Origin of the sequence: Nocardia sp. NPDC060259 (assembly GCF_042728775.1) — a bacterium.
In the GTDB taxonomy this organism is placed as follows: domain Bacteria; phylum Actinomycetota; class Actinomycetes; order Mycobacteriales; family Mycobacteriaceae; genus Nocardia.
This window is the reverse complement of the sequence record NZ_JBHXAY010000025.1, coordinates 40,385-64,601: the sequence shown is the minus strand read 5'-3', so window position 1 is coordinate 64,601 and position 24,217 is coordinate 40,385. Positions and strand designations below refer to the sequence as shown.

Here is a 24,217-nt window from a genome sequence, read left to right as displayed (position 1 = left end):
GACTGCCGCAGCGTCAGCCTCGGCCGCTGCCACGGTGCCGGCAGGCCGCACGATCTCGACGAAATCCACGGCGTGGTCGTCGAAGGCTTCGTAGCGGGGTGAACCGTTGCCGCTGGGGGCGACCACGTCGGAGTGGGCGCCGCAGCCGTATTCGATGTGGACGACGTGGCCGTCGGCGCCCATCGCGTTGCCGCAGACACCGAAGGATTCGCGCAGGGCGCCTGCCAGGGGCAGGTAGAAGCCGCAGAGGCCGCAGGTGGAGGGGGCCGCCTTGGCCATCTCGGTGTCGGGGCCGAACTCGGTGTACCAGCGCTGGGCGGCGTCGAGGCGACCTTCGAGGCTGAGCACCTGGGTGCGGCCGAGGCCGACCTCGTAGGCCACCTCGTCGACGACCGGGTCGCCGTTGGCCACATAGCCGGGGACCAGGCGCGGATCGTCGGCGGGCGGGGCGAGCAGGTCGCCGGGGCCGAGGTCGCCGGGGCGCACGCGCCGCTCCCACGGGATGAAGTCGGGGGAGATCAGGGCGTCGGGGCCCGGCAGCAGCGCCGACTCGCTGACCGTGGCATATTCGGCCTCCGGCGGCGCGGCGACGACGACGGCCCACTGCCAGCCGCGGTAACCGGGCAGGGTCGCCTCGAACCGGTGGGTGGCCGCCGTCTCGTCCTCGGCACTCACCCCCAGATGGGCTCCGACCCCGTCGGGTTCCAACTCGACGAGCGCACGACGTGCGACTTCGGCCGCATCGGCCAGAACAGGACGCACGCCGGACTCCGAAACAGATACTGCGCTCACGGCATACATTTTGCCGTATGAAGTGCAATCGGAGTTCGTTGGCCGTCGCAGTGCTGGTCAGCCTGCTCGGCGCGACGGCTTGCGGCGGCTCGGAAGAGCCTGGCCCGCCGCGCTGGCGTGTGGAGGTGATCGGCTCGTCACCGCACGATCCGCAGGCTTTCACCCAGGGTCTCGAGGTCGTCGACGGCGTCCGCTACGAGAGCACCGGCATGTGGGGCGTGTCGAGCGCGCGGGCCGCCGACCAGGCCACCGGCGCCGAGACCGCGCGCGTCGACCTGCCGGACCCGATGTTCGGGGAGGGCATGACCAGGTCGGGCGGCATCGTCTGGCAGCTGACCTGGAAGGACGAGGTCGCCATCGCGCGCGACCCGGTCACCCTGGCCGAGACCGGCCGCACCCGCTACGAGGGCGAGGGGTGGGGCCTGTGCGCGCAGCCGCGACGGCTGGTGATGAGCGACGGCACGCCCACCCTCACCTTCCGCGATCCGGTGACCTTCGCGGAAACGGGCTCGGTGACACTGACCGGCTACCGCGACCCACAGCCGAACGAGCTGGACTGCGCCCCCGACGGCACGGTGTACGCCAACAACTACCCCTCCGACGAGATCCTGCGCATCGACCCGGACACCGGCCGGGTGCTCGCCGTCATCGAGGCGGGCGGCTTGCTCAGCCGCGGCGAGCGGGCAGGCACCGATGTGCTCAACGGCATCGCGCATCTGCCGGGGACCGACCGGTTCCTGCTCACCGGCAAGTACTGGCCGCGCCTGTTCGAGGTGCGGTTCGTGCCGAAATGACGCGATCCGGCCGACACTGCCGCGCCGCGAGTGAACGCCGTGTGCCCGCGTGCGCCAGAATTGGACTGTGACTACGCCCCGCGAACCATCCGGTCCCGACCGTGGTCGCCGGGACGGTACCGCCGCGGGCGCCCCGCCCGGCCGACACCCCGGCTTCGGGCAGTACCCGCCGCGCGCGGGTCACGACGAACAGCCGCGGCGGCCGTCCGCACCGCGCAAGGTCTTCCCCAGCCCTGACTCGCCTGATCCGCCGACGGTCAGGTCGAGGAGCCTGTTCCGGCGCGGCAGGGCGGACCCCGATTCCGCGGCGACCACACCGCTGCGTGGCGCCCCCGGCCCGAACCCACCACGGGAGCAGGGTCGACCGGCAGACGACAAACGCGCCGCTCCCCCGCCGACCCGCCCGCTCCCCCGCGCCGAAGAACCCGCTGACGACGAGGTCAAGCAGCGGATTCCGCGCAAGCTCACGGTGACCCGCGTCGCCGCCATGCGCAGCAGGGAACTCACTGAACGCGGCTTCGCGACCTTCCAACGCGCCGCGAAGGCCGACGGCGCCGACCAGTCCGGCCTCACCGCGCTCACCTACGCCACGATGGCCAATTTCGCGCTCGACGCCGCGATCGCCGTCTCCCTGGCCAACACTCTGTTCTTCGCCAGCGCCACCGCCGAGTCCAAGACGAAGGTGGCGCTGTACCTGCTGATCACGATCGCCCCGTTCGCGATCATCGCGCCGCTGATCGGGCCGCTGCTCGACCGGTTGCAGCGCGGTCGCAGGCTGGCCCTGGCGACGACGTTCGGGCTGCGCGCGATCTTCGCGGTGCTGCTGATCGTCGAGATCGACACGTGGGGGCTGTATCCGCTGGCCCTGTGCATGATGGTCGGCTCGAAATCGTTCGCGGTACTCAAGAGCGCGGTCACGCCACGAGTGCTGCCACCGGATATCGATCTGGTCCGCACCAACTCACGATTGACGGTGTTCGGCCTGGTCGGCGGCACGATCGGGGCAGGCGCGCTGGCCGCGCTCGCCGCGCTGATCGCCGGCTCCACCGGCGCGCTGGTGCTGGCCACCGGCATCGCCATCGCGGGGGCGTATCTGAGTCTGCGGATTCCGTCGTGGGTGGAGGTGACCGAGGGCGAGGTACCCGCGACGCTGAGCTATCACGGTCCCGACGCGCACACCGAGGTGCTCGAGCCGGGCCAGGAGTCGTCGGTGCCGGCCAGGAAGCGGCGGCAGCCGCTGGGCAGGGCGGTGGTCACCGGGCTGTGGGGCAACAGTTCCATTCGCGTGCTCACCGGGTTCCTGACCTTCTACATCGCCTTCGTCGCCAAGGGTTCCGGCGGCAGCCCGACCGAGCAGGCGGCCATGCTCGCTGCGGTCGGCGCCGCGGCGGGCTTCGGCAATTTCGGCGGCAACGCGACCGGCGCACGGCTGCAACTCGGCAGGCCCTCGCTGGTGGTGCTCGGCTGTACCGCCGCGTGCACCGCGGTCGCGCTGTTCGCGATGCTGACCGGCAACCTGTTCGGCGCGGTTTTCGCCGCGCTGGTCGCGTCGGCGGCGAGCGCGCTGGCGAAGGTGTCGCTGGACGCCGCGATCCAGGACGACCTGCCGCCGGAGTCCATCGCGTCCGGTTTCGGCCGGTCGGAGACGGTATTGCAGCTGAGCTGGGTGATCGGCGGGGCGGCCGGTGTGCTGTTGCCGATCGAATTCTGGAAGGGTTTCGCGGTGATCAGCGTGATCCTGGTGGCCGGGCTGATCCAGACCTTCGTCAGCTACACCGGGCATTCACTGCTGCCGGGTCTCGGCGGCAACCGGCCGCAGCACGCCGAGCAGGAAGTGCCAACCACCCATCCGTTCCGGGCAGGCCCCGGTGCGGTTCCGCGAGGGACAGGAGACCCCATCCGGTGAGCAAGCTCAACGTCCGCACGATCGTCGCGCTGGTCGCGGTCGGCCTGTTCGCCGTCGCCGCGGTGACCGCCGGGCTGGTCGCGTACGCCGTGTCGAAGGCGCCCGAGCACCAACCGCAGATCACCGCGTTCGCGCACGGCGAGACCGTCACCGTCGACCCGTTCATGTACTGCACCGTGACGATGCAGGACTGCCGGTACGGCGAGATGGCCGAGCTGCCGGTGCAGTCGGGCAAGCCGGTGCAGATCTCACTGCCGGACCAGATCTCCGAATCGCCCTGGCTGGTACAGCTGATCTACCAGCGCCCCTCCGGCGAGCAGGTCGACCGGGTGCTCAGCTTCGCCGACTACCCCGCGGGCATCCGCGCGCTCACCGTCGAATCCCAGCCCGAACCGGACCTGCGCCTGATCGGCATCGAGGTGCAGCTGCCGATCCTGGCCCGCGACACCGCCACCGGCCGCGAGAGCTACATCCCGCACGCCGCCTGGTCGATCAGCACCCCTGAGGTATAACGCCGAAAGCCCCGGCCTCGCGGAGAGGCCGGGGCAGAAAAGCCGGAGCTAGTGGTCGAGTTCGCGCGCCACGGCGCGGACGACCTCGGAGATGCGCTGGGACAGCTTGCGATCCGGGTACTTGCCCCGGCGCAGGTCCGGCTGGACCTTGGTCTCGAGCAGCGTGATCATGTCCTCGACCAGGCCGTGCAGCTCGTCGGGCGACTTGCGCGGGCCCGCGTCCTTACGGGCGGGCTGCTGAGACTGGTTGCCGCGCACGGTCGGCGGCGCCTCGAGCAGCTTCAGGCTGAGCGCCTGCGGGCCACGACGGCCCGCGGCCATGCCGAATTCGACGCGCTGTCCGGGCTTGAGCCCTTCGACGCCCTCGGGCAGCGCGGAGGAACGGACGTAGACGTCCTCGCCCTCGTCTTGGGAAAGGAAGCCGAAGCCCTTTTCGACGTCGTACCACTTCACCCGGCCGGTCGGCACTGCGCTCACCCGTTCATCATTCGACACCCGGACCCTTGTGGTCCGGGTTACTTCGTACTCTTTGTCGCGAAAAGAACGCGCCCCACAACAAGGCAGGACGCGATGTGTGCAGAGTCTACCCCGGTGGCCATACCGCGAGCACATCAGTTTTACGGTGCAACGGTGACCAACACACCTCCGCCCGCACGCGACCCTCGGCGTCCGAGCGATCGCCTGCTGCAACTCGCCGTCGCGCTGTTCGGAATCGGGATCCTGGCCGTGGTCGCGATCTTCGTGACGCCGATCGTCTCCGACAGCTCGCCGGGGCTGTGGCTGTACGGCCTGGCGATGCTCGCGCCGGTAGGTTTCCTGCTCGGCCTGGTGTTCGCGTTGTGGTCGGGCCGCCGCACGCGTTGACGCGTCAACCGGTTACCCCGGCAGATCAATGCCAAGACAGAGGTGTGATCCTCGTCACATAACGGCATGGTCACGAAGTGAGCGTGCAACCGTCGCGCACACGCGGCACCGCGACTACCTGCGCGGACACCTCCGGGATAACCCTGAGACCACCCCGATACCCGTCCTCACACGCCGGTTACCAAATAGTGACTTTCCCCGCTGTCCGTCGTACCGTTTCTCTCAGCCGGGGCAACCCCCGGAACCACCGGCCCGCCGCACCGAACTTCACCCCGCGGGTACCGGACCCCGATTGGAATCAGGGGTGAGGGCGGACCGGGAGACCTCTCGATCCGGACCACATGCAGGTGCGCACGAGAGGGAGAAACCCGATATGAGTGGACGCCACCGCAAGCCGACTTCCACCGGCCGCACTGTCGCCAAGGTCGCCGTCACCGGCGCCATCATCGGCACTGCCAGTGCAGCTTTCGCAGGAAACGCCAGCGCGGCCCCCGACTCCGACTGGGATAGCCTCGCGCAGTGTGAAGCCGGCGGCAACTGGGGCATCAACACCGGCAACGGTTACCAGGGTGGGCTGCAGTTCTCGCCCTCCACCTGGAACGCACACGGTGGTGGCGAGTACGCCGCCACGGCCAACCAGGCCAGCCGCGAGCAGCAGATCGCGGTCGCCGAAAAGGTTCTCGCTTCGCAGGGTTGGGGCGCTTGGCCCTCCTGCTCGTCCAAGCTTGGCCTGAGCAGCGGCCCGACCGAGCGCATCGCTCCCTCGGCCCCGAGCTGGGCCCCGCAGGTCAACGTCCCGCAGGTGCAGGATCCGAGCCAGGAAGTCTTCCAGGCTGTCGACCGCGCGCTCTCCGTCGTGCAGCAGCAGGGTGTCGCCGTGCCGCAGCAGGCGCTCGATTTCTTCAACTCGGCCAAGGGCACTCAGCTCGACCCGGCCGTGATCGACTTCTTCGAGGCGAACAAGGGCCTGCTGCCCTCCTGATCGCCACCGCAGACAACAAGAGCCCGCATCCCCCAGGGATGCGGGCTCTTGTCTTTCGCGTCCGAACTACACCCGGTTGATGACAGTCTGCGGGTGGATGTACGGCAGCTTGGCCGCCGGGACGGGAAACTCGGTGTCCTCACCGAAGGGCGAGAGATTACCGGCGCGGGTCGACGACAGTTCGGTCACGGCGTGCTCGCCGTCGGCCACCTGCGGCCAGCCGTTGTCGACGTAGGGTTTCTTCGATTTGTTCACCACGGCCTCATTCTGGCATACGCACAACGTAGGCTGGATCGGATGATCGCGACGGACTCCCTCGCCGATTGGCTCGGTGCGCGCACCGACGACCAGCTGGTGAAACTGCTGCAGTTGCGGCCCGATCTGGCGGTGCCGCTGCCCGCGTCGATGTCGGTGCTCGCGGTGCGCGCCCAGCAGCGGGCCTCGGTGCTGCGCGCCGCCGACGACCTCGACACGCTCGAGTTCGCGATCATCGAGGCGCTCACGGCCAACGAGGACGCCCGCACCATCGGCACCGCGATCACGCCGCTGTCCAAGACCACCCTGCACGCGCAGCTGAAGGACCGGGTCACCAAGACCGCGTTCACCGCCGCGCTGACCCGCCTGCTCGACCGCGCGCTGGTCTGGCAGACCGGCGACGGCCTGCACCTGACGCCCAGCGCCGCCGAAGCCCTTCCCTGGCCCCTCGGCGCGACGACGGCGCTGCCGGACGCGCTCACCGAGCCCGAGGTCACCACCGCGCTGGCACAGGCGAGCCCGGCCGAACGGGCGCTGCTCGAGAAGCTGGCCACCACCGGCCCGCGCGGCCGCACCAGAGACGCCGCGCCCGGCACGCCCGCCGACCGTCCGGTGCCGCGTCTGCTCGACGCCAGGCTGCTGCACCGGATCGACGACGAGACGGTCGAACTGCCGGTGACGGTCGGTCAGGTGCTGCGCGGCGAACCGGTCACCGACCCGCATGCCCTCGCCCCGCCCAAGCCGACGCTGACCAAGCACGCGCCCGCCGAGGTGAACGCGGTCGGCGCGGGCGAAGTCGGTGAGCTGCTGCGCGATTGCGCCGATCTGCTCGACGCGCTGGGCCGCCTGCCCGCCCCCGCCCTGCGCGCGGGCGGACTCGGCGTGCGCGAATTGCGCAGGCTGGCCAAGCAGACCGGCGTCGATGAGCAGCGCACCGGCCTGCTGCTGGAATTGCTCGCCGCCGCGAAGCTCGTCGAGAAGGGCTTACCCGAGCCGACACCGGAACTCGACACCACCGACGACTTCTGGGCCCCCACCCCCGCCGCCGACGCCTGGCTCGACGCACCGCCGGCGACCCGCTGGGTGCTGCTGGCGCAGGCCTGGCTGGACCTGGACCGCATGCCCTGGATGATCGGCCTGCGCGACGCCGCCGACAAGCCGATCGCCGCGCTCTCGGCGGAGCTGCGCATCCCGCACGCCGTGCGTGACCGGCACGCGATCCTCGGCCTGCTCGCCGAGTACCCGAGCGGCTCCGCGCTGTCCGCGTCCGATATCGGCAAGCTGCTGGCCTGGCGGATGCCGCGGCGGCGCAGGCACTTCCGCCTCGACGCGGTCACCGCGACCCTCGCCGAGGCCGCCACGATCGGCATGCTCGGTCGCGGCGCGCTCGATTCCGCCGCAAGGGCCCTGCTGCACGGCGCGCCGACCAGCGTCGCCGACGCCGAGGCCGAGATGGCCGCGGCACTGCCGGAACCGGTCGATCACGTGCTCGTCCAAGCCGACCTGACGGTGATCGCCCCCGGCCCGCTCGTCCCCGAACTCCGCGCCAGGATCGCGCTGGTCGCCGATGTGGAGTCGGCGGGCGCTGCCACGGTCTACCGGGTCGGCGACGCCTCGGTGCGCCGGGCACTGGACGCCGGGATGACCGCCGCCGAACTGCACGCCCTGTTCGCCAGTCACTCCCGCACGCCGGTCCCCCAGTCGCTGACCTACCTCATCGACGACGTCGCCCGCCGCCACGGCCAGCTGCGCGCAGGCATGGCCCAGTCGTTCCTGCGCAGCGACGACCCGGCCCTGCTCGCCCAGGTCCTGGCCGCACCGGTGGCCGACACCCTGGCCCTGCGCGCGATCGCGCCGACCGTCGCCATCGCCCTCGCTCCGCTCGGCGAACTGCTCGACCAGCTGCGCGAGGCCGGTTTCGCCCCGGCCGGTGAGGATTCCGCAGGCGCGATCGTCGACCTGCGCCCGCGCGGCGCCCGCATCGCCGTGCGCCCCCTGGCCCGCAAGCCCTACCGCCCGAGTCCCCCGAGCGACGAGCAGTTGTCCCTGCTGGTCACCGAACTGCGCGCGGGCGAACGCGCCGCGGGTGCCCGCACCGGCCAATCCGTGCGCACCGACGGCACTCGCACCGGTACCGCGGCCACCCTGGCCCTGCTCCAACTGGCTGCCAGGGTGGGCCGCCCGGTGAACATCGGCTACGTCGACGCCCAGGGCGTAGCCAGCCAGCGCGTGGTCGAACCGATCCGCGTCGGCAACGGCCAGCTGGACGCCGTCGACCCCGTCACCGGCGCCACCCGCCACTTCACCCTGCACCGCATCGCGTCGGTCGCCCTGCTGGACTGACGCTCCAGAATTACGGCTTGGCCATGCAGAACGTCGTCTTGGGGTCGGCGACCGTGCGGAACTGGGTCGCGTCGGTGCCGCACTCGAGTTCGTCGGCAACCCCGTCGATCCGCTTGACGACCTTGAACGTCGCCTCGGGCGCGGTACAGGCGACGGCCTCGGCGGGGCGCTTGCCCGCGTCGGCGTAGCAGCTGCCCTGGGCGAAGTTGGGGGCCAGGCAGAGCGCGGTCTTGGTGTCGCCGACGGTGCCGTTGAAGGTGGCGTCGGAGACGGCGCAGGTCAGCGGGGCCGTGCCGACCTGAACGATCCGGTAGTTCGACGTCGCCGCCGAGCAGTCACCGACGGTCGCCTTCATCGCGTCGGCCGCGTTGTCGGTGACCTCGACACAGGCGCCCTTGGTGGCCGCACCCGCGGACGAGTCGCTGTCCGACGAACAGGCGACGACCGCCCCGACCAGTGCGACCGTCGCCACGGGGGCGAACACGATCCGCGCCAGCAGTCGCTTTCCTGGGAAAATCACTGAAAACCTCACTCACCGAACGGTTCAGGCATACATGGCCGCCGGTGACGATACCCAAGCCGGTGTCGTCCGCGCTCGGCCGCGTCGAACCTGGCTACCATCGCAAAGATGACCCTCGACGATGTCGCAGGCGAGCTGTACGGCCTCGACCCCGGCGACTTCGTGGCGACCCGCACCGAGCGGGCCGCCCAGGCGCGCGCCGAGGGCGATCCCGACCTGGCCAAGGCCGTCACCGCGCTGCGCAAACCCACGGTCGCGGCGTGGACGGTCAACCTGCTGGCCCGGCACGCGCCGAAGGAGATCGCGGCCCTGCTCGACCTCGGTGACGCCTTGCGTTCGGCGCAGCGCCAGCTCTCCGGCGACAAACTGCGCGCGCTCGGCGCGCAGCGCCAGCAGGTGGTCAACGCGATGACCAAGCGGGCGGGCGAGCTGGCCGCCGAGCACGACCGGCCGGCGAGCGAACAGGTGCTGCGCGAGGTCGGCCAGACCCTCACCGCCGCGCTGGCCGATCCCGACGTCGCCGATCAGGTTCGCGCCGGCGTCCTGCCCGCCACGGTCACCTACGACGGTTTCGGCCCTGCCGGGCTGGTCGCGATCACCGGGGGCAAGGCCGCAGCGCCCGCGAAGCGCGCGAGCACCCGCCGTTCCGGCAAGTCACCGGAGGACGTCGAGGCGGCACGTCGCGCCGAGGCGAAGCAGGAACTCGACGACGCCGAATCCGCGCTCGAGACAGCCCGTTCAGCGCGGGATGAAGCGGAAACCGCCGCCACACAGGCCAAAACAGAGCTGGAAGAGATCGAGACTCGCATCGACGAGTTGCGCACCGAACTCGAGCACGCCGAGCAGCAGCGCCATTTCGCCCGCACCGCCGAGCATCGGGCACGCGGCGAATTGACCTCCGCACGCAGTCAATTTGAACGATTGCAGCGATCGGCAGACCGCGCCCGCGCCCGCATGGAAGAGGAATAGTCAACCGCCCGACCACGTCGACTCCGAGGTCATCGCTACAGTCGCGGTCTGGCTGAAGGTGCGCTGACGGGGCTGGCATGATCGCGGTGTGGACCTACGATTCGGTATTCAGTTGGCGCCGACAGCGACCGAGCTGCCGCAGCTACGCGCGATGGCCGTGGTGGCGGACCGGGAAGGCCTGGATCTGCTCGGCATCCAGGATCATCCGTACTCGGGCGGGCTGGCCGATACGTTCGCGGTGATCGCCACCGTGCTGGCGGAAACCGAACGGCTGCGGGTGTTTCCGGATGTCGCCAGCCTTCCGCTACGCGGGCCCGCGATGCTCGGGAAGCAGGCCGCGACGTTGGATCTGCTCAGCGGCGGGCGATTCGAACTCGCTGTGGGAGCGGGCGCGTTCTGGCCCGCGATCGGCGCCATGGGCGGACCGGTGCGGTCGAATCCCGAAGCGCTGCAAGCGCTCGAGGAAGCTACCGCGATCATCCGCGCCATGTGGCATCCGGGGACGAAAGCGAAAGTCGAAGGCACGCACTACACCGTGAAGGGCGTGCAGTCCGGACCCGCGCCCGCGCATCCCGTCGGGATCTGGTTCGGCAGTGTCGGCCCGAAGGCCAACGCCCTCACCGGACGGATCGCCGACGGATGGGCCGCGCCCATCCCGCACTACCTGCCGTACGAGAAATGGCAGGCGACACAGGACATCATCTCCGCCGCCGCGGTCGACGCGGGACGTAACCCGGCCGACATCACCCGGATGGCACAACTCGTCGGAACGATCACCGACACTCCGGGGCCGGTCACCTTGCGCGGCGAGGAACCGATTCGCACCGACGCCGCGGGCTGGGCTCGCGTACTGGCCGATCTCGCCACGGAAACCGGCTTCGACACCTTCGTGTACTGGCCGGAATCCGCCGACGATACCCAGCTTCGCCGCTGGATCGGTGACGTCGTTCCCGCCACCCGCGCCTTGTGCGCCTGACCGTCCCAGGCGCTCCACCCGCTACCCGATACTCACCGGGGTGTTCTGCCCGGTGCGGATACGCCATTCGCTCGCCCGCTGCTCGAGCGTCAAGATGATCACACCGTGCATCGGGTCCGGCGCCGAATCGTCGCTACCTCGTGTGCGTTGCCGGGCGACGACCTGCACGAAGGTCGGTGCCAACTCGATAGTCTTCTCGAGGCGGTAGTGCACATTCACGTCGTGCAGTGGGCCGTTCGCGCCGAACACGAAACGTTGTTTGATCAGCAGTTCGTCCCGGCCGGCGGCCACACTGCCACTGAAGTTCACGAAAGTGCTGTCCTCCCAGAACAACGCGTTCATGCCGTCGGCGTCGTTGGAGTTGAACGCCCCTTCATACCGCTCCAGCACCCGCACTGCCGCATCGATCGTCATCGCTTCTCCTAGCCTCGGTTTGACGCAGTACAACCAAGGCTAGGAGCTCGAGTGCACTTCAGGTAAAGCCCGCCGAGCTGGATCACATTCTGATCGACCCCGCCGCGGCGATTCAGAGGCCCAGCGTGCCCGGGTACAGGAATGCCTCCCGCGGCGGCGACGTCGAATCCAGCCACTCGCTCAGGAATTCACCGAGCGGCATCGAAGTCCGGCTCTGCAGGAACTCCCGGAATTCCGGCATCGAGGCGTGGCCGTCGCGGTGCTCGTCCACGAAATCGCGGATGGCCGTGAAGAACACGTCCTCGCCGAGCAGTTTGCGCAGCGCGTGCAGGAACAGCGGCCCGCGGTAGTAGACCGAGGTGAACTCGTTGCCGACGCCCGGATTCGCGAGCGCGATCTCCCAGAACTCGGGGTCGTCATGGAATTTCGCGATCGTCTCACGGTATTTGGTGTCGACGTCGGCCTGCTCGACCCGCTCGATCCAGAGGTACTCGGCGGTGTAGCTGGCGAAGCATTCGTTGAGGCAGATGTCGGACCACTGCTTCACCGACATGGTGTCGCCCCACCACTGGTGGGCCAGCTCGTGCACCACGGTGTCCAGGTCGGCCCACGGCGCATAGGTGGGCCGGGTCTGGGTCTCCAGCGCGAACGGGATCGCGGCGTCGACGTAGATCCCGCCCGCGACGTCGAACGGGTAGGGACCGTACAGGTTTTCGAGGAAGTCGAGAATTTCGGGCAGGCGCTGCTCGTCCTCGCGGTTGCCCTCGGACTCCGGCGCGAAGGCGCTCAGCACCGGGGTGCCGTTCGCCCGCCGCTGTTCGAGGAAGGTGAAGTGGTCGACCGCGACCGTGGTCAGATACCCGAGGACGGGCGACCTGGTCTCCCAGGTGGTGACGAGCCTGCCGTCGCGCACCTCGTGCACGGTGCGATCGCCCGTCGACATCACCTCCCAGTCGGCGGGCACGGTGGCGTGCAGGGTGAATGTCGCCTTGTCCAGCGGTGTGTCGTTGAGCGGATACCAGGTGCTCGCGCTGTGCGGCTGGCCGACGGCGAACGCGCCGCCGCTCGGCGCGTAGGTCCAGCCCTCGCCCGCGGTTTCGGCGGGCTGACCGGCGTAGTCGACGATGATCCGCATCGGCAGGCCGGGCGGCAGCGGGAGCAGCGGGGTGACGACCAGTTCGCGGTCGCCGTCGCGGGTGAACCCCGCGGGCTGCCCGTTCACCGTCACCATCAGCACCTCGGGGCCGCGGTAGTCGAGGTTGAACTGGGCCAGCGGCTGGGTCGCGCCGGCATCGATGCGCGCGGTGCCGCGCAGGAAGGAGGTGGGCGGGTCGTAGTCGAGCGTCAGCTCGTAGTGGTCGACGTCGTAGCCGCCGTTGCCGTCCAACGGGTAGTAGGGGTCACCCAGCCCCGGCGCCCCGATCAGCCCCTGGTCCGCGCCGACCGGGCGGATACCGAGCGTCAGTATCGCCAGGATCGCGCAGAGGGAGGCCGACCATCGCATCTGGACAGGTACCTTTCGCCGGATCGAGCCCCGCGGACAAACCCCATCGTCCCAGCCCCGCGGCGAGACTCCTAGCCCAGGTCGCCGGGCAGCTGCTGCGGGTCGAGCAGCAGGCGTTTGGTCGCCGTGCGCCGTACCCGCGCGGCCAGCGCCAGGTTCGCGGTGAGCAACTGCCATTCGACCTCGGTGATCTCGCCACGTGCCCGCTCGATCACCGCGCTGTCGCGGGTACCCCACGCGATCGGCATGGCGGTGACCAGCTGCCAGCGTTCGCCCACCTGCCGCGGCGCGCTGTCGGTACGGACCGCGACGGCGGGCACCCGCTCGCCGGGCTCGGGCGCGTGGCCGGGCAGCGTACGCACCTTGCGGGTGATCAGCGCCCAGCTGCGCGTGGCCGCCGTGGGCTCGGCGACGTCGACGAGGGCGAGCAGCACGATGCCGGACGCCTCGGTCTCGGTGACCACGGCGGGCACCAAAGCACCGTCCTGGTACAGCTTTTCGATACTGGAGCGGTGCGGAGTCCACAGCGCGACCCACAGCGCGATCGCCGCGACGAGGACACACACCACCGCGAGCAGGTACCCCCACGCCTGCCCGCTCCACAACAGCGCGGCCGTGGCCGCGACGGCGAGCCCGGCCACCAGCAGCGCGACCACGCGCAGCCTGCGTAACCCGGTGAACGTCTCGTTGACCGCATGAGCGTGCTCACGGTCGACCACGAATTCGAAGCGGCGCACGGTTCCTTCCTAGCACAAGTTGTGGAGGAGTTGCCTCCACTTATCTGCCGGGGACTTCACCGCACGGTACCGCGATCCGACCTGCCGATCAGCTCTACGCGCCGTCACCGATCGGCGGTCCGAGCAGATCGTCGGCATCGGTGATGCGGTACGCGTACCCCTGCTCGGCGAGGAACCGCTGCCGATGCGCGGCGTACTCGGCGTCGAGGGTGTCGCGGGCGACCACGGAATAGAAATGCGCCTGTCCCCCATCCTGTTTCGGCCGCAACAGCCTACCGAGGCGCTGCGCCTCCTCCTGCCGCGAACCGAAGGTGCCCGACACCTGCACCGCCACAGACGCTTCCGGTAGATCGATGGAGAAGTTCGCCACCTTGCTCACCACCAGCACCGGCACCTCGCCGGACCGGAACGCGTCGAACAGCGCCTCGCGTTCCTTGTTCTTGGTCGCGCCCGTGATCACCGGTGCGTTCAGATCGATGCCGAGTTCCTCGAGCTGATCCAGGTACGCGCCGATCACCAGCGTCGGCGCGTCCTTGTGCCTGGCCAGGATCGACTCGACCACCGGGATCTTGGTGCGCGCGGTGGAGCACAGCTTGTAGCGCTCCTCCGGCTCCGCGGTCGCGTACGCCATCCGCTCGGCGTCGGTGAGCGTCACCCGCACCTCGATGCAGTCGGCGGGGGCGATCCAGCCCTGCGCCTCGATGTCCTTCCACGGCGCGTCGTAGCGTTTCGGGCCGATCAGCGAGAACACATCGCCCTCGCGGCCGTCCTCACGCACCAGCGTCGCCGTCAGGCCGAGCCTGCGGCGCGACTGCAGGTCCGCGGTCATCCGGAAGACCGGCGCGGGCAGCAGGTGCACCTCGTCGTAGATCACCAGGCCCCAGTCGCGGCTGTCGAACAGCTCCAGGTGCTTGTACTCACCCTTGGTCTTGCGGGTGATCACCTGGTACGTGGCGATCGTGACCGGGCGGATCTCCTTGCGCTCACCGGAGTACTCGCCGATCTCGTCCTCGGTCAGCGTGGTGCGCGCCAGCAGTTCGCGGCGCCACTGCCTGCCCGCGACGGTATTGGTGACCAGGATCAACGTGGTCGCCTTGGCCTTGGCCATGGCGGCAGCGCCGACCATCGTCTTGCCCGCGCCACACGGCAGCACCACCACGCCCGAGCCACCGGCCCAGAACGAGTCGGCGGCCATCTCCTGGTAGTCGCGCAGGTGCCACTTGGCGTCGGTGTAGTCCAGGCCGATGTCGTGCGCCTCGCCGTCGACGTAGCCGGCCAGGTCCTCGGCGGGCCAGCCGATCTTCAACAGCATCTGCTTGATGTGGCCGCGCTCGGACGGATGCACGATCACCGTGTCGTCGTCGATGCGCGCACCGAGCATCGGCGCGATCTTCTTGTGCCGCAGCACTTCCTCGAGCACCGCGCGATCCAGGCTCACCAGGCACAAACCGTGCGCGGGATGCTTGACCAGCTGCAACCTGCCGTAGCGGCCCATCGTGTCGACGATGTCGACCAGCAGCGGCTGCGGCACCGCGTACCGCGAGAAGTTCACCAGCGCGTCGACGACCTGCTCGGCATCGTGGCCGGCCGCGCGGGCATTCCACAGCGCCAGCGGCGTGATCCGGTAGGTGTGCACATGCTCGGGCGCACGCTCCAGCTCCGCGAACGGCGCGATGGCCTGCCGCGCGTTGCCAGCCAGCTCATGCTCGACCTCGAGCAGCAGGGTCTTGTCGCTCTGCACGATCAATGGGCCGTCGGTCACAGTGCTCCTCGGCGGCCGGAGCCGCGGGTTCTGGGCCTCGCGACCCTCGACTCAGCACTCGAGACGGGCGCCTGCTGCGCATGCGCTTCGACTGCTGGGGCGAGGGGCAGCCCCGAACGGGCTCGTCAGCCCTGTGCGGGGTGCGTTCGGCCGGGATGTTTCTCCAGTGGGTACCGACGCGATGGGCGCTTCGGCAGCCTTTGTCGATTGTACGGATCGGGACCGACACGACCTGGGCCGATTCGGCCGCCCGCGCGATAGCCGGGGTCCAGCGGGTGTCGACTGGACCGCGACAAGGCCTGGCTGACCAGGTCAGACTCGACGAGTGCTTCAGACAACGGCGGTAATCGGGGTTGCGGCGGCGGCGCTCGGCATGGTGCTGACACCGGGGCCGAACATGATGTATCTCGTGTCACGGACGGTGGCGCAAGGGCGGCAAGCGGGAATGATCTCGCTGGCCGGGGTCGCGGCGGGGTTCGGGGTGTATCTGCTGGCCGCCGCGGCGGGGATCACGGCGGTGTTCGCGGTGGTTCCCGGGCTGTATGTGGCGATCAAGCTGGCCGGCGCCTGCTATCTGCTGTGGCTGGCCTGGCAGGCGGTGCGGCCGGGCGGGTTGTCGGTGTTCGCGCCGGCCGACCTGCCGATTGATCCGGCGCGACGGCTGTTCACCATGGGATTCCTCACCAATCTGCTCAATCCGAAGATCGCGATCATGTACATGGCGCTGATCCCGCAGTTCGTCGATCCGGAGCGCGGGACGCTGTGGCTGCAGAGCCTGTCGCTCGGCGCGGTGCAGATCACGGTCGCGCTCACCGTCGACGCGCTGATCGTGCTCGGCGCGGCCGGTCTGGCCGCCTTCCTCACCGCGCGGCCGCTCTGGCTGCGGACCCAGCGGTACCTGATGGGGACCGCGCTCGGCACCATCGCGGTGCTGCTCGCCACCGACAAGGCGCGGCCCGCCCCTGCCTGAACTCAGCCCCCACCGCGGCGGGCGAGTGTTCGACGAGGACACCCGCTGCCGCCGGGCCGCGCCACCGTGAGACCCGGCGTCGCGACGTGAAGTGCTTCCGCTCACACGCCAGGGGGCGACACGGTGAGGCCGGGTGGTCGGCGGTGAACTCCTGCGTGTCACGCTGCTGGGTGGTCCTGGCGAGAAGGAGTGAGCGGTGAGTGTTGGGTTGCTGGTGGCGGTGGTCGCGACCGGGCCGTCGGTGACGGAACTGGATTCGGCGGTGACCATGGTGCATCGGGGCGGCGAGCTGCTCGGGGTGATCTCGTTCGCCGCGTCCGGCGCGCTGGTCGCCGCCCGCAAGCGGCTCGATCTGTTCGGCATCGCGGTACTCGCCACCGCGACCGCGCTCGGCGGTGGCATCGTGCGCGACCTGCTGATCGGGCGCACGCCACCCGCCGCGTTCACCGACCTCACCTACCTGTCCGCTTCCCTGCTGACGGCCTTCGTCCTGTACTTCATCGCGCCGTCGCCCCGGCTCACCAAGGGTCCGCTGGAAATCGCCGACGCGATCGGGCTCGGCCTGTTCTGCGTCACCGGAACCGTGATCGCCGACTCGGCGGGTCTCGGCGCGCCCACCGCCGCGCTGCTCGGCATGACGACGGCGATCGGCGGCGGCGTCCTGCGCGACGTGCTCAGCGGCGAGGTGCCGCGCGTGCTGCGCCCCGACCAGGACCTCTACGCCATCCCTGCCCTGTTCGGCGCGGCCACCACCGCCACCCTGCTGCACTTCGACCTGTACCGGGCGTGGACAGGGTTGCTCGCCGCCGCCGGTGCCATCGGGTTCCGGCTGCTGGCCCGCCATTACCAATGGCACGCGCCGCTGGCCCGCCACGCTCGCGACTGAGCCAAGGGCGTCAGCGCACCGGCATACCCGCGCGCAGGCGCCGCACTCCCTCGTCGATGGTCTCGTCGCGCTTGCTGAAGGTGAAGCGCACCAGGTGTTTCCATTCGCCGGGGTGGTCGGTGAACACACTCACCGGCACCGCGACGACACCGAGACGCGCGGGCAGTTCGCGGCAGAACGCCAGCCCGTCCTGCGCGCCGAGCGGGCGGATGTCGGCGCAGACGAAGTACCCGCCGGAGCTGGCGGCGACGCCGAAACCGGTGTCGCGCAGCGCGGCCGAGAGGCGCAGCCGCTTGTCGGACAGTCCGTCACGCATGGCGCGCACCCAATCGAGTTCGGCGTTGATCGCGTGCGCGACCGCCGGCTGGAACGGCCCGCCACCGACGAAGGTGAGGAACTGTTTGGCCGCGAGCACGCCGTCGAGCAGCGGCGCGGGCGCGCACACCCAGCCGATCTTCCAGCCGGTGACATTGAAGGTCTTCGCCGCGCTGGACACCACGATGGTCCGCTCGCGCATGCCGGGCAGGGTGGAGATGCTGATGTGCTCGGCGCCGTCGTAGACGAGATGCTCGTACACCTCGTCGGCCAGCACCAGCAGATCGTGTTCGCCGGCCAGCTCGGCGATGGCGGTGAGATCGGCGCGATCGAGCACCGAGCCGGTCGGGTTGTGCGGTGAATTGATCACCAGCATGCGGGTTTTCGGGGTGATCGCGGCGCGCAGACTATCCAGGTCGAGCACGAAACGGTCGCCGTCGGGGACCAGGCGCGCGGTCCGGCGCCGGGCACCGGCCAGCGCGACCGCGGCGGCGTAGGAGTCGTAGTACGGCTCGATGAGCACCACTTCCTGGTCCGGCTCGACCAGCCCGAGCAGGGCGGCGCTGATTCCCTCGGTGGCGCCGACGGTGACCAGCACCTCGGTGGCCGGGTCGTAGGCGGTGCCGTAGCGGCGGACGCGGTCGTCGGCGATCGCCTGGCGCAGCACCGGCATGCCGCGGCCGGGCGGGTACTGGTTGAGCCCGTCGGCGATGGCGGCCCTGGCGACCTCGAGCATGCCAGCGGGCCCGTCGGTATCCGGGAATCCCTGACCCAGATTCACCGCGTCGTGGCGGACGGCCAGTTCGGTCATCTCGGCGAAGATGGTCGATCCGAACGGGCGCAAACGGGAGACAGTGGGCGGCGCAGACGACATCTCCGCAGCGTATCCCACTTTTCGACTACGTTGCCGACCGATAGCGAACACGTATGTTTCACAAACGTTTTGGCGGGTTGACCTGCGCTATTGTGCGATCACCCAGGCTGAGCTAGCCTCGCCGTGTTCTACCTCACACACCACTGCGTGGTGGTATATCGAAAGGGGCTCCTTATGGCCTCACCTCTGCTCGATTTCATCGCCGGACCGGCTGCGTCGGAGGTTGCCGGTTCCGCTCTGCGATTCATCCACGACCATCTGCTGGGCAGCCCGATCGTGGACTACTTCACCGGCTCGGCGACCCCGGACAACAACATGGGTTCCTCGACCGGCGACCACAACCTCGGTTCGTCGACCGGCGACCACCAGTGGGGGTCGACCTACCCGTAGACACTCGCGGCATCGGACCGGATCGCGCGGGTCCGGTCCGATGCGAGGGGTCAGCGCAGCCGCGCGCCCGACAGCTTCATCACATTGGCGAAATCGTAAGCAGCCCAGACTTTTCCGTCGCGTACCGAGAATCCGAGGACGCGCACCGGCCGCCCGAACGGCGAGTTCGGATCGGTGAGCACGAGGCCCGATTGCCCGTTCACCGCGGCGAATCCCATGTCCAGCCCCGGTTCTTCCAGGTGCTTGCGCCACAGGCCCAGCGCCAGGCGCGCGATCTTCTCCGCTCCCGCAACCACATTCAGTGCGGTCTTGGTCGTTCCGCCCGCATCGGCGACGAAGGTCGCGTCCGGATGCAGGGTGGCCGCCACCGCCACCACGTCGCCGGTCGCCAAGGCGGCGAGAAACTTGTGCACCGCCTGATCGTGCACCTCGTCGGTGACCGGTTCCGGCGCCTTCGCCGCCGCCTTACGCGCCCGCACGGCCAATTGCCGTGCGGCATCAACGGAGACACCCAGGATCTCGGCGATCTCGTCGAACGGCACATCGAGGCTGTCGTGCAGGACCAGCGCAACACGCTGCTGTGGTGTCAGCGCGTCGAGCACCACCATCGCCGCCATCCGGCTGTCCTGATTGCGGACCACCACATCCAGCGGATCAGGGGTGCGCGACGGCGTGGTGACGATCGGCTCCGGAAGCCACTGCCCCACATAGGTTTCCCGGCGCACCACCGCACTGCGCAGATGATCGAGGCAGATCCGGCTGACCACCGTCGTCAGCCAGGCACGCAGATCGTCGATCTCGGACTGGTGCACCCCGGCCATCCGCAGCCAGCTCTCCTGCACCGCGTCCTCGGCGTCGCCGACGCTACCGGTGAGCCGGTAGGCGACCGAAAGCAGGTGCGCTCGATGCGATTCGAACAGGTCGGCGAGAAGCGGGGAAACCATCGTCGATGATCCTACGGACCGGAAAACCTGCTGAGAAACCGGGCGTCGACCTGTCAGGATGACACGATGTACGAGCACACGCTCACCGGCGGCACGGTCTGGCTCACCCGCCCGGCCTGCGCCGACATCGACCGCATCACCGAGTGCTGCCAGGACCCCGAGGTGGGCCGCTGGACGACGATTCCCGTCCCGTACAGCCGCTCGGACGCCGAGCAATTCCTCGACCTGGTCGTCGCACCCGGCTGGGCGGGCAACGCGCCCGTCTGGGCGATCCGCACCGCCGAGGACGGGCAGGTCGAAGGCATGATCGGCCTGCACACCCGCAGCCCCGGCGTCTGCGAGATCGGCTTCTGGCTCACCCCCGACCACCGTGGCCACGGCCTGATGTCACGCGCCATCGCCCTGGTCTGCGGCTTCGCCTTCGCCCCCGACGGCCTGGCCCTGGCCCGCATCACCTGGCGCGCCATGGTCGGCAACCACCCCTCGGCCGCCACCGTCCGCCGCAACGGCTTCCACTACGAGGGCACCGCCCGCCTCGGCGGCATCCAGCGCGGCGCCCGCGTCGACGAATGGCACGCGGCCCGCCTGTCCACCGACCCACCCGGCCCCGCCGACACCTGGCCCGCCGACATCGCACCCCGCTGAGCTAGCAAGTTGACCAGCTCAGCGGTTGGCTCTAGCATGAAGCTACCAACCCAGTCCTCACGTAGGGCTGGGTCTTTTTTTGCCCGGCGCATAGTCAGTCGGGACCCGGGGCTACGTTCATATCGCACTTCGTTGGGGGCGCAATGCGGGTTGGCGTGTATATCGATGCTTACAACTTGTACTACGGCATGCGGGGGATCTGCGGTCGTGGAACATCCGGCTGGCGGTGGCTCGATGTCCGCGGTCTCGCCGAATCGCTGTGCGGCTGGCAGGGGGCGAGCGTGCAACGGGTCGTCTACTGCACGGCACGGGTCGATCCGACCGACAACCCTGATGCACACCGAGATCAGAGCATCTACCTCAACGCGCTGCAGGCAAGCGGTTCGATCGATGTCCTCGAATTGGGCCGCTATGTTGCATGGCCGAAGTCGGCACCACTCGCTCACCCCAACAAAGCCGGTCGTGCCGACGTGGTCGTTGCGACAGGTACGCAGCAATGGTCATCAGATCTGCCGATCCGCCTCGCGACCAACGGCGCTGGAAGCGACGTGCTGATGGCGACAGTCCGGATGCGGGAAGAGAAGGGCTCCGACGTCAATGTCGCAACACACCTGTTGACGGACGTCCTCCGCGGTCAGGTGGACGGTGCGATCGTGATCTCCAACGATTCGGATCTCGCGTTGCCACTTCGCACCGCACGGCTGCATGTCCCGGTCGGGACGGTGAATCCCAGTTCGAGGCAACTCGCGGGCGCGCTGCGTGGAACCTCAGCCGAAGGCGCAGGTCGGCACTGGTGGGCGAGGCTGTCTGCTCACCACTATTACTCGTCCCAACTCGCAGATCCTGTGGACAACCACTGGCGGAAGCCGACGGGCTGGTAGGCCACGGCCGTTGATCGGAGCGCACATGCCTGACGACGCTCGGTTCGAGTGGCTTGCCGATGTCATGGGGGTTGGGGCGGAGGATCGGGTGCTAGAGCTCGGGCAGGGGGCCGGGGCGGCGCTGGTGCACGCGTCGGGTGACCTGATGGCCGCGGATGGCCGACCACGATGTTCGCGTGAAAGCCTGGTGATCAATCGGCCGGCTGCTCAGTTCGGACGGGTGGACGCGCGACGGGCGGTGCCCCGGTGGGCCGTGATCGTCGTCGGGTCCTCTGGCCAGGCGTGTTTCGGGTAGCGGCCGCGCAGGTCGGCGCGGACCTGGGGCCAGCCGTTCTTCCAGAAGCTGGGGAGGTCGGCGGTGACGGCGACGGGGCGCTGGGCCGGGGAGAGCAGGTGCAGCAGGATCGGGGAGCGACCGTCGGCGAGGGTTGGTGGGTCGGTCCAGCCGAAGATCTCCTGGACCTTCACGGCCAGGACCGGCGGTTCGGCGCTGTAGTCGAGGCGGATGTGGCTGCCGGAGGGGACTTCCAGGCGTTCGGGGGCGAGGTCGTCGAGCCGGGCGGCCTCCGGCCATGGGAGCAGGCGGCGCAGGGCGGTGCCCGCGTCGATGCGGGCGAGGTCGGATCGGCGGCGGGCAGTGGCGAGTTCGGTGGCGAGCCAATGGTCGAGGTCGGCGAGGAGCGCGTCGTCGTCGACGGCGGGCCATGGGGCGCCGAGTGCGCGGTGCAGGAAGTCGAGACGCTGCCGCAAGTTGCGGGCGTCGTCAGTCCAGCGCAGGAGCTCGAGCCCCTCGGACCGCAGACCCTCGCGCACCGCCTTCTCCACCAACCACGTATCCGGTTCGCGCAGCGCCTTTTCCGACAGAACGATGGCCCCGAGCCGTTCCACCCGCCGGGCGACCACGTCACCCGACTCCCACCGCACCTCCTCGGCCCGCGTCACCAACCCGGGTGCGGCCTCCCTCGCGAGATCCTCATCAGCGATGGCCGCCAACCGAATTCGCCCCTCGGCCCGCCCCGGATCACGATCCGCCACCGCCACCGCGAGCCATTCCGCCGCGCCGAGACCGGAACCCGGCGGCAAAGTCACCGCCGTACCCCCAGCCATGAGATATGAAGACCCGCTCGCCCGCCGCCGAGCCAACCGCTCCGGATACGCCAACGCGATCATGAGCGCGGCAACGTCCGCGGGTTGCCCCGCCGATCCAGCGGCCGCAACCCCACGCTCACCAGCAGCCGACGCCGATCCAGGCCGCGCACCGCCACGCTCAGCGGCTGCTGACGATCCGGGCCTCGCAACGCCGGGCTTGTCGGCAGCCGAAGCCGATCCAGGCCGCACGTCGCCACGTTCACCGGTCGACGCCGATCGGGACCGGCCGGTCCTGCCTGCGGCGGACTCGCCGGCTGTGGCACTGTCGCTGGGCAGGTCGTTCGCGGCGACCAGTTTGACCAGCCGCTGCACCTCCTTCGTCCAGCGGGTTGGGCGTTCGGCGCGCAGGGCGCGGAGTGCGGCGGCCGCGTCGATGCCTGGGGCCAGGGAGTCGTCGTCCATGAGGACCACCATTTCGGCGGCGGCGCGCGCACCGACGTGGGCGGCGCCGTCGAGGAGGGCGCGGGCGAGGCGGGGATGCAGGCCGAGGGCGGACATGGCGCGGCCGCGTTGGGTGATGCGGTCGGTATTGTCGAGGGCGCCGAGGGCGCGCAGGACGGTGCGGCCAGCGGCCAGGCCGCCTTCGGGTGGAGCGTCCCACCAGGCGAGGCCGGTGCCGTCGGGGGTTCCCCAGCAGGCCAATTCCAAGGCGAGGCGGGTGAGTTCGGCGGTGCGGATCTCGGGTTCGGGGTAGGCGGGCAGGGTTTGGTGCTCGTATTCGGGCCAGCAGCGCCACGCGTAGCCAGGAGCTTCACGGCCTGCGCGGCCTGCGCGCTGTTCGGCGACCGCGGCCGAAACACGGACGGTCGCGAGGCCGGAGAGGCCTCGACGGTGGTCGATGCGGGGCACCCGCGACAGACCGGAGTCGACGACCGCGCGGACACCGGGCACGGTGAGGCTGGATTCGGCTACCGCCGTTGACAACACGACGCGACGCCGAGCACCCGGCCGCAACGCGGTGTCCTGGACCGAGCTGCCCAGCCTGCCGTGCAGCGGTACCACGTCGACCTCGCCGAGATCGCGCAGCAGACCCGCCGTCCGGTTGATCTCGCCGACGCCGGGTAGAAAGACCAGCACGTCCCCGGCGGTGGCGGTCAGCGCGCTGCGGACAGCCCGCGCGACCTGCGCTTCGATCCGCTCCCGTGGCAGCGCAGGCACGTAGTCGACGTCGACCGGATAGGCCCGCCCGTGTACTTCGATGACCGGCGCGCGCACCGCCCCTGGCGATGGTGGGGCGTTCCCACCGGAGCCGGACGCGGACGACGCGACAGACCCGTCCCCCGCGCCGAGCAGCACCGCGAGCCGATCCGCCGCCACTGTCGCCGAGGTGGCGAGCACCCGCAGGTCCGGCCGTAGCCCCGACCTGGCGTCGAGCAGCAGCGCCAGCAGCAGGTCGGCGTCCAGGTGCCGCTCATGGCACTCGTCGAGGACCACGGTGCCGACCCCGGCAAGTTCCGGATCACTCTGCAACCGCCGCACCAGCAACCCCGAGGTCACCACCTCGACCCGCGTCCTCGGCCCGACCTTCCGATCCCCGCGCACGGCATACCCGACGGCCTCCCCCACCTTCTCCCCAAGCAACGCCGCCATCCGCGCCGCCGCCGCCCGCGCCGCCAAACGCCGCGGCTCGGCCACGACGACCCGCCCCTCGGTCTCGGCAGCCAAGGCCAACGGAACGAGCGTCGTCTTACCTGTTCCCGGCGGAGCGACCAGCACCGCGACCCCGCGATCGGTCAGCGTCTCGACGATCTCGCCCAGCGCGGGCCGCACCGGCAGATCAGGCAGTTCAGGCAGCTTCATCACCCACCAGTCTGCCGACCCGCAACCACAAGG

The 24,217-nt window shown here is 69.8% G+C and carries 23 protein-coding genes and 1 pseudogene; 13 read left to right on the top strand and 11 right to left on the bottom strand.

Annotated features, from left to right (window positions below; translation table 11 throughout):
* Positions 1-54: 54 nt before the first annotated feature.
* Positions 55-801: pseudogene (locus ACFWF2_RS13105) on the bottom strand (DUF3027 domain-containing protein); the annotation flags it as partial.
* 8 nt (positions 802-809) lie between these two features.
* Here ACFWF2_RS13105 and ACFWF2_RS13100 point away from each other — a divergent pair.
* The 3 genes from ACFWF2_RS13100 (at position 810) to ACFWF2_RS13090 (ending at position 4,004) form a co-directional block, all read left to right on the top strand.
* Positions 810-1,586, top strand: a complete 777-nt coding sequence (locus ACFWF2_RS13100; protein ID WP_379307630.1) for a glutaminyl-peptide cyclotransferase — start codon at positions 810-812, stop codon at positions 1,584-1,586.
* A 67-nt stretch (positions 1,587-1,653) separates the two neighbouring features.
* Positions 1,654-3,492 (top strand): MFS transporter, encoded by a 1,839-nt coding sequence (locus ACFWF2_RS13095; protein ID WP_379307628.1) that lies wholly within the window; start codon positions 1,654-1,656, stop codon positions 3,490-3,492.
* On the top strand, positions 3,489-4,004 hold the full coding sequence (locus tag ACFWF2_RS13090) for a DUF2771 domain-containing protein (RefSeq protein WP_379307626.1): 516 nt from the start codon (positions 3,489-3,491) through the stop codon (positions 4,002-4,004). The genes ACFWF2_RS13095 and ACFWF2_RS13090 overlap by 4 nt, the downstream gene beginning before the upstream one ends.
* Before the next feature lie 48 nt (positions 4,005-4,052).
* On the opposite strand, the gene ACFWF2_RS13085 is transcribed toward ACFWF2_RS13090, so the two are convergent.
* Complete coding sequence (locus ACFWF2_RS13085; protein ID WP_189031244.1) at positions 4,053-4,472, bottom strand: cold-shock protein; 420 nt, start codon at positions 4,470-4,472, stop codon at positions 4,053-4,055.
* Positions 4,473-4,634: 162 nt separating this feature from the next.
* Here ACFWF2_RS13085 and ACFWF2_RS13080 point away from each other — a divergent pair, with 162 nt between their 5' ends.
* Positions 4,635-4,868: a hypothetical protein gene (locus ACFWF2_RS13080; RefSeq protein ID WP_379307624.1), complete on the top strand. Its 234-nt coding sequence runs from the start codon at positions 4,635-4,637 to the stop codon at positions 4,866-4,868.
* Between the two features lie 373 nt (positions 4,869-5,241).
* Positions 5,242-5,850 carry a transglycosylase family protein gene (locus ACFWF2_RS13075; protein WP_379307622.1) on the top strand — a complete coding sequence of 203 codons (609 nt, stop codon included), beginning with the start codon at positions 5,242-5,244 and terminating at the stop codon, positions 5,848-5,850.
* 66 nt (positions 5,851-5,916) lie between these two features.
* On the opposite strand, the gene ACFWF2_RS13070 is transcribed toward ACFWF2_RS13075, so the two are convergent.
* Entirely contained in the window at positions 5,917-6,108 is a 192-nt protein-coding gene (locus ACFWF2_RS13070) for a hypothetical protein (protein ID WP_189030191.1), read from the bottom strand.
* Between the two features lie 39 nt (positions 6,109-6,147).
* Between ACFWF2_RS13070 and ACFWF2_RS13065 the strand changes: the two genes are divergently transcribed.
* Complete coding sequence (locus tag ACFWF2_RS13065) at positions 6,148-8,448, top strand: helicase-associated domain-containing protein (RefSeq protein WP_379307620.1); 2,301 nt, start codon at positions 6,148-6,150, stop codon at positions 8,446-8,448.
* A 10-nt stretch (positions 8,449-8,458) separates the two neighbouring features.
* Here the strand turns inward: ACFWF2_RS13065 and ACFWF2_RS13060 are convergent, their stop codons facing one another.
* The gene (locus ACFWF2_RS13060; protein WP_379307618.1) at positions 8,459-8,968 is read right to left on the bottom strand and encodes a hypothetical protein; all 510 of its coding nucleotides are present in this window, start codon (positions 8,966-8,968) and stop codon (positions 8,459-8,461) included.
* Positions 8,969-9,076: 108 nt separating this feature from the next.
* On the opposite strand from ACFWF2_RS13060, the gene ACFWF2_RS13055 reads away from it, so the two are divergent.
* Both ACFWF2_RS13055 and ACFWF2_RS13050 read left to right on the top strand, forming a co-directional pair.
* Entirely contained in the window at positions 9,077-9,937 is an 861-nt protein-coding gene (locus tag ACFWF2_RS13055) for a hypothetical protein (protein ID WP_379307616.1), read from the top strand.
* A gap of 88 nt (positions 9,938-10,025) precedes the next feature.
* On the top strand, positions 10,026-10,913 hold the full coding sequence (locus ACFWF2_RS13050; RefSeq protein ID WP_379307615.1) for an LLM class flavin-dependent oxidoreductase: 888 nt from the start codon (positions 10,026-10,028) through the stop codon (positions 10,911-10,913).
* Between the two features lie 21 nt (positions 10,914-10,934).
* Here ACFWF2_RS13050 and ACFWF2_RS13045 read toward each other — a convergent pair whose 3' ends face one another.
* The 4 genes from ACFWF2_RS13045 to ACFWF2_RS13030 form a co-directional block, all read right to left on the bottom strand.
* Positions 10,935-11,327 carry an SgcJ/EcaC family oxidoreductase gene (locus ACFWF2_RS13045; protein WP_379307613.1) on the bottom strand — a complete coding sequence of 131 codons (393 nt, stop codon included), beginning with the start codon at positions 11,325-11,327 and terminating at the stop codon, positions 10,935-10,937.
* 112 nt (positions 11,328-11,439) lie between these two features.
* A complete protein-coding gene (locus tag ACFWF2_RS13040; RefSeq protein WP_379307611.1) occupies positions 11,440-12,831 on the bottom strand; it encodes a M1 family metallopeptidase in 1,392 nt (463 codons plus the stop codon).
* 71 nt (positions 12,832-12,902) lie between these two features.
* Entirely contained in the window at positions 12,903-13,568 is a 666-nt protein-coding gene (locus ACFWF2_RS13035; RefSeq protein WP_379307609.1) for a DUF3239 domain-containing protein, read from the bottom strand.
* Between the two features lie 94 nt (positions 13,569-13,662).
* Positions 13,663-15,330 carry a DNA repair helicase XPB gene (locus ACFWF2_RS13030; protein WP_379307607.1) on the bottom strand — a complete coding sequence of 556 codons (1,668 nt, stop codon included), beginning with the start codon at positions 15,328-15,330 and terminating at the stop codon, positions 13,663-13,665.
* Between the two features lie 373 nt (positions 15,331-15,703).
* Here ACFWF2_RS13030 and ACFWF2_RS13025 point away from each other — a divergent pair, with 373 nt between their 5' ends.
* Together ACFWF2_RS13025 and ACFWF2_RS13020 are read left to right on the top strand one after the other, a co-directional pair.
* The gene (locus ACFWF2_RS13025) at positions 15,704-16,300 is read left to right on the top strand and encodes a LysE family translocator (RefSeq protein ID WP_379307656.1); all 597 of its coding nucleotides are present in this window, start codon (positions 15,704-15,706) and stop codon (positions 16,298-16,300) included.
* 268 nt (positions 16,301-16,568) lie between these two features.
* Positions 16,569-17,186, top strand: coding sequence for a trimeric intracellular cation channel family protein (locus ACFWF2_RS13020; protein WP_379307654.1), 618 nt, complete (start codon positions 16,569-16,571; stop codon positions 17,184-17,186).
* 10 nt (positions 17,187-17,196) lie between these two features.
* Here ACFWF2_RS13020 and ACFWF2_RS13015 read toward each other — a convergent pair whose 3' ends face one another.
* A complete protein-coding gene (locus tag ACFWF2_RS13015) occupies positions 17,197-18,375 on the bottom strand; it encodes a pyridoxal phosphate-dependent aminotransferase (RefSeq protein ID WP_379307605.1) in 1,179 nt (392 codons plus the stop codon).
* A gap of 174 nt (positions 18,376-18,549) precedes the next feature.
* Here ACFWF2_RS13015 and ACFWF2_RS13010 point away from each other — a divergent pair, with 174 nt between their 5' ends.
* Entirely contained in the window at positions 18,550-18,765 is a 216-nt protein-coding gene (locus ACFWF2_RS13010) for a hypothetical protein (protein WP_379307603.1), read from the top strand.
* 50 nt (positions 18,766-18,815) lie between these two features.
* Here the strand turns inward: ACFWF2_RS13010 and sigJ are convergent, their stop codons facing one another.
* Positions 18,816-19,709 (bottom strand): RNA polymerase sigma factor SigJ, encoded by an 894-nt coding sequence (sigJ, locus tag ACFWF2_RS13005; protein ID WP_379307601.1) that lies wholly within the window; start codon positions 19,707-19,709, stop codon positions 18,816-18,818.
* 66 nt (positions 19,710-19,775) lie between these two features.
* Here sigJ and ACFWF2_RS13000 point away from each other — a divergent pair, with 66 nt between their 5' ends.
* Positions 19,776-20,354: a GNAT family N-acetyltransferase gene (locus ACFWF2_RS13000; RefSeq protein WP_379307599.1), complete on the top strand. Its 579-nt coding sequence runs from the start codon at positions 19,776-19,778 to the stop codon at positions 20,352-20,354.
* Between the two features lie 155 nt (positions 20,355-20,509).
* A complete protein-coding gene (locus ACFWF2_RS12995) occupies positions 20,510-21,235 on the top strand; it encodes an NYN domain-containing protein (RefSeq protein WP_379307597.1) in 726 nt (241 codons plus the stop codon).
* Between the two features lie 207 nt (positions 21,236-21,442).
* On the opposite strand, the gene ACFWF2_RS12990 is transcribed toward ACFWF2_RS12995, so the two are convergent.
* Positions 21,443-24,184, bottom strand: coding sequence for an ATP-dependent helicase C-terminal domain-containing protein (locus tag ACFWF2_RS12990; RefSeq protein ID WP_379307595.1), 2,742 nt, complete (start codon positions 24,182-24,184; stop codon positions 21,443-21,445).
* Positions 24,185-24,217 lie beyond the last annotated feature (33 nt).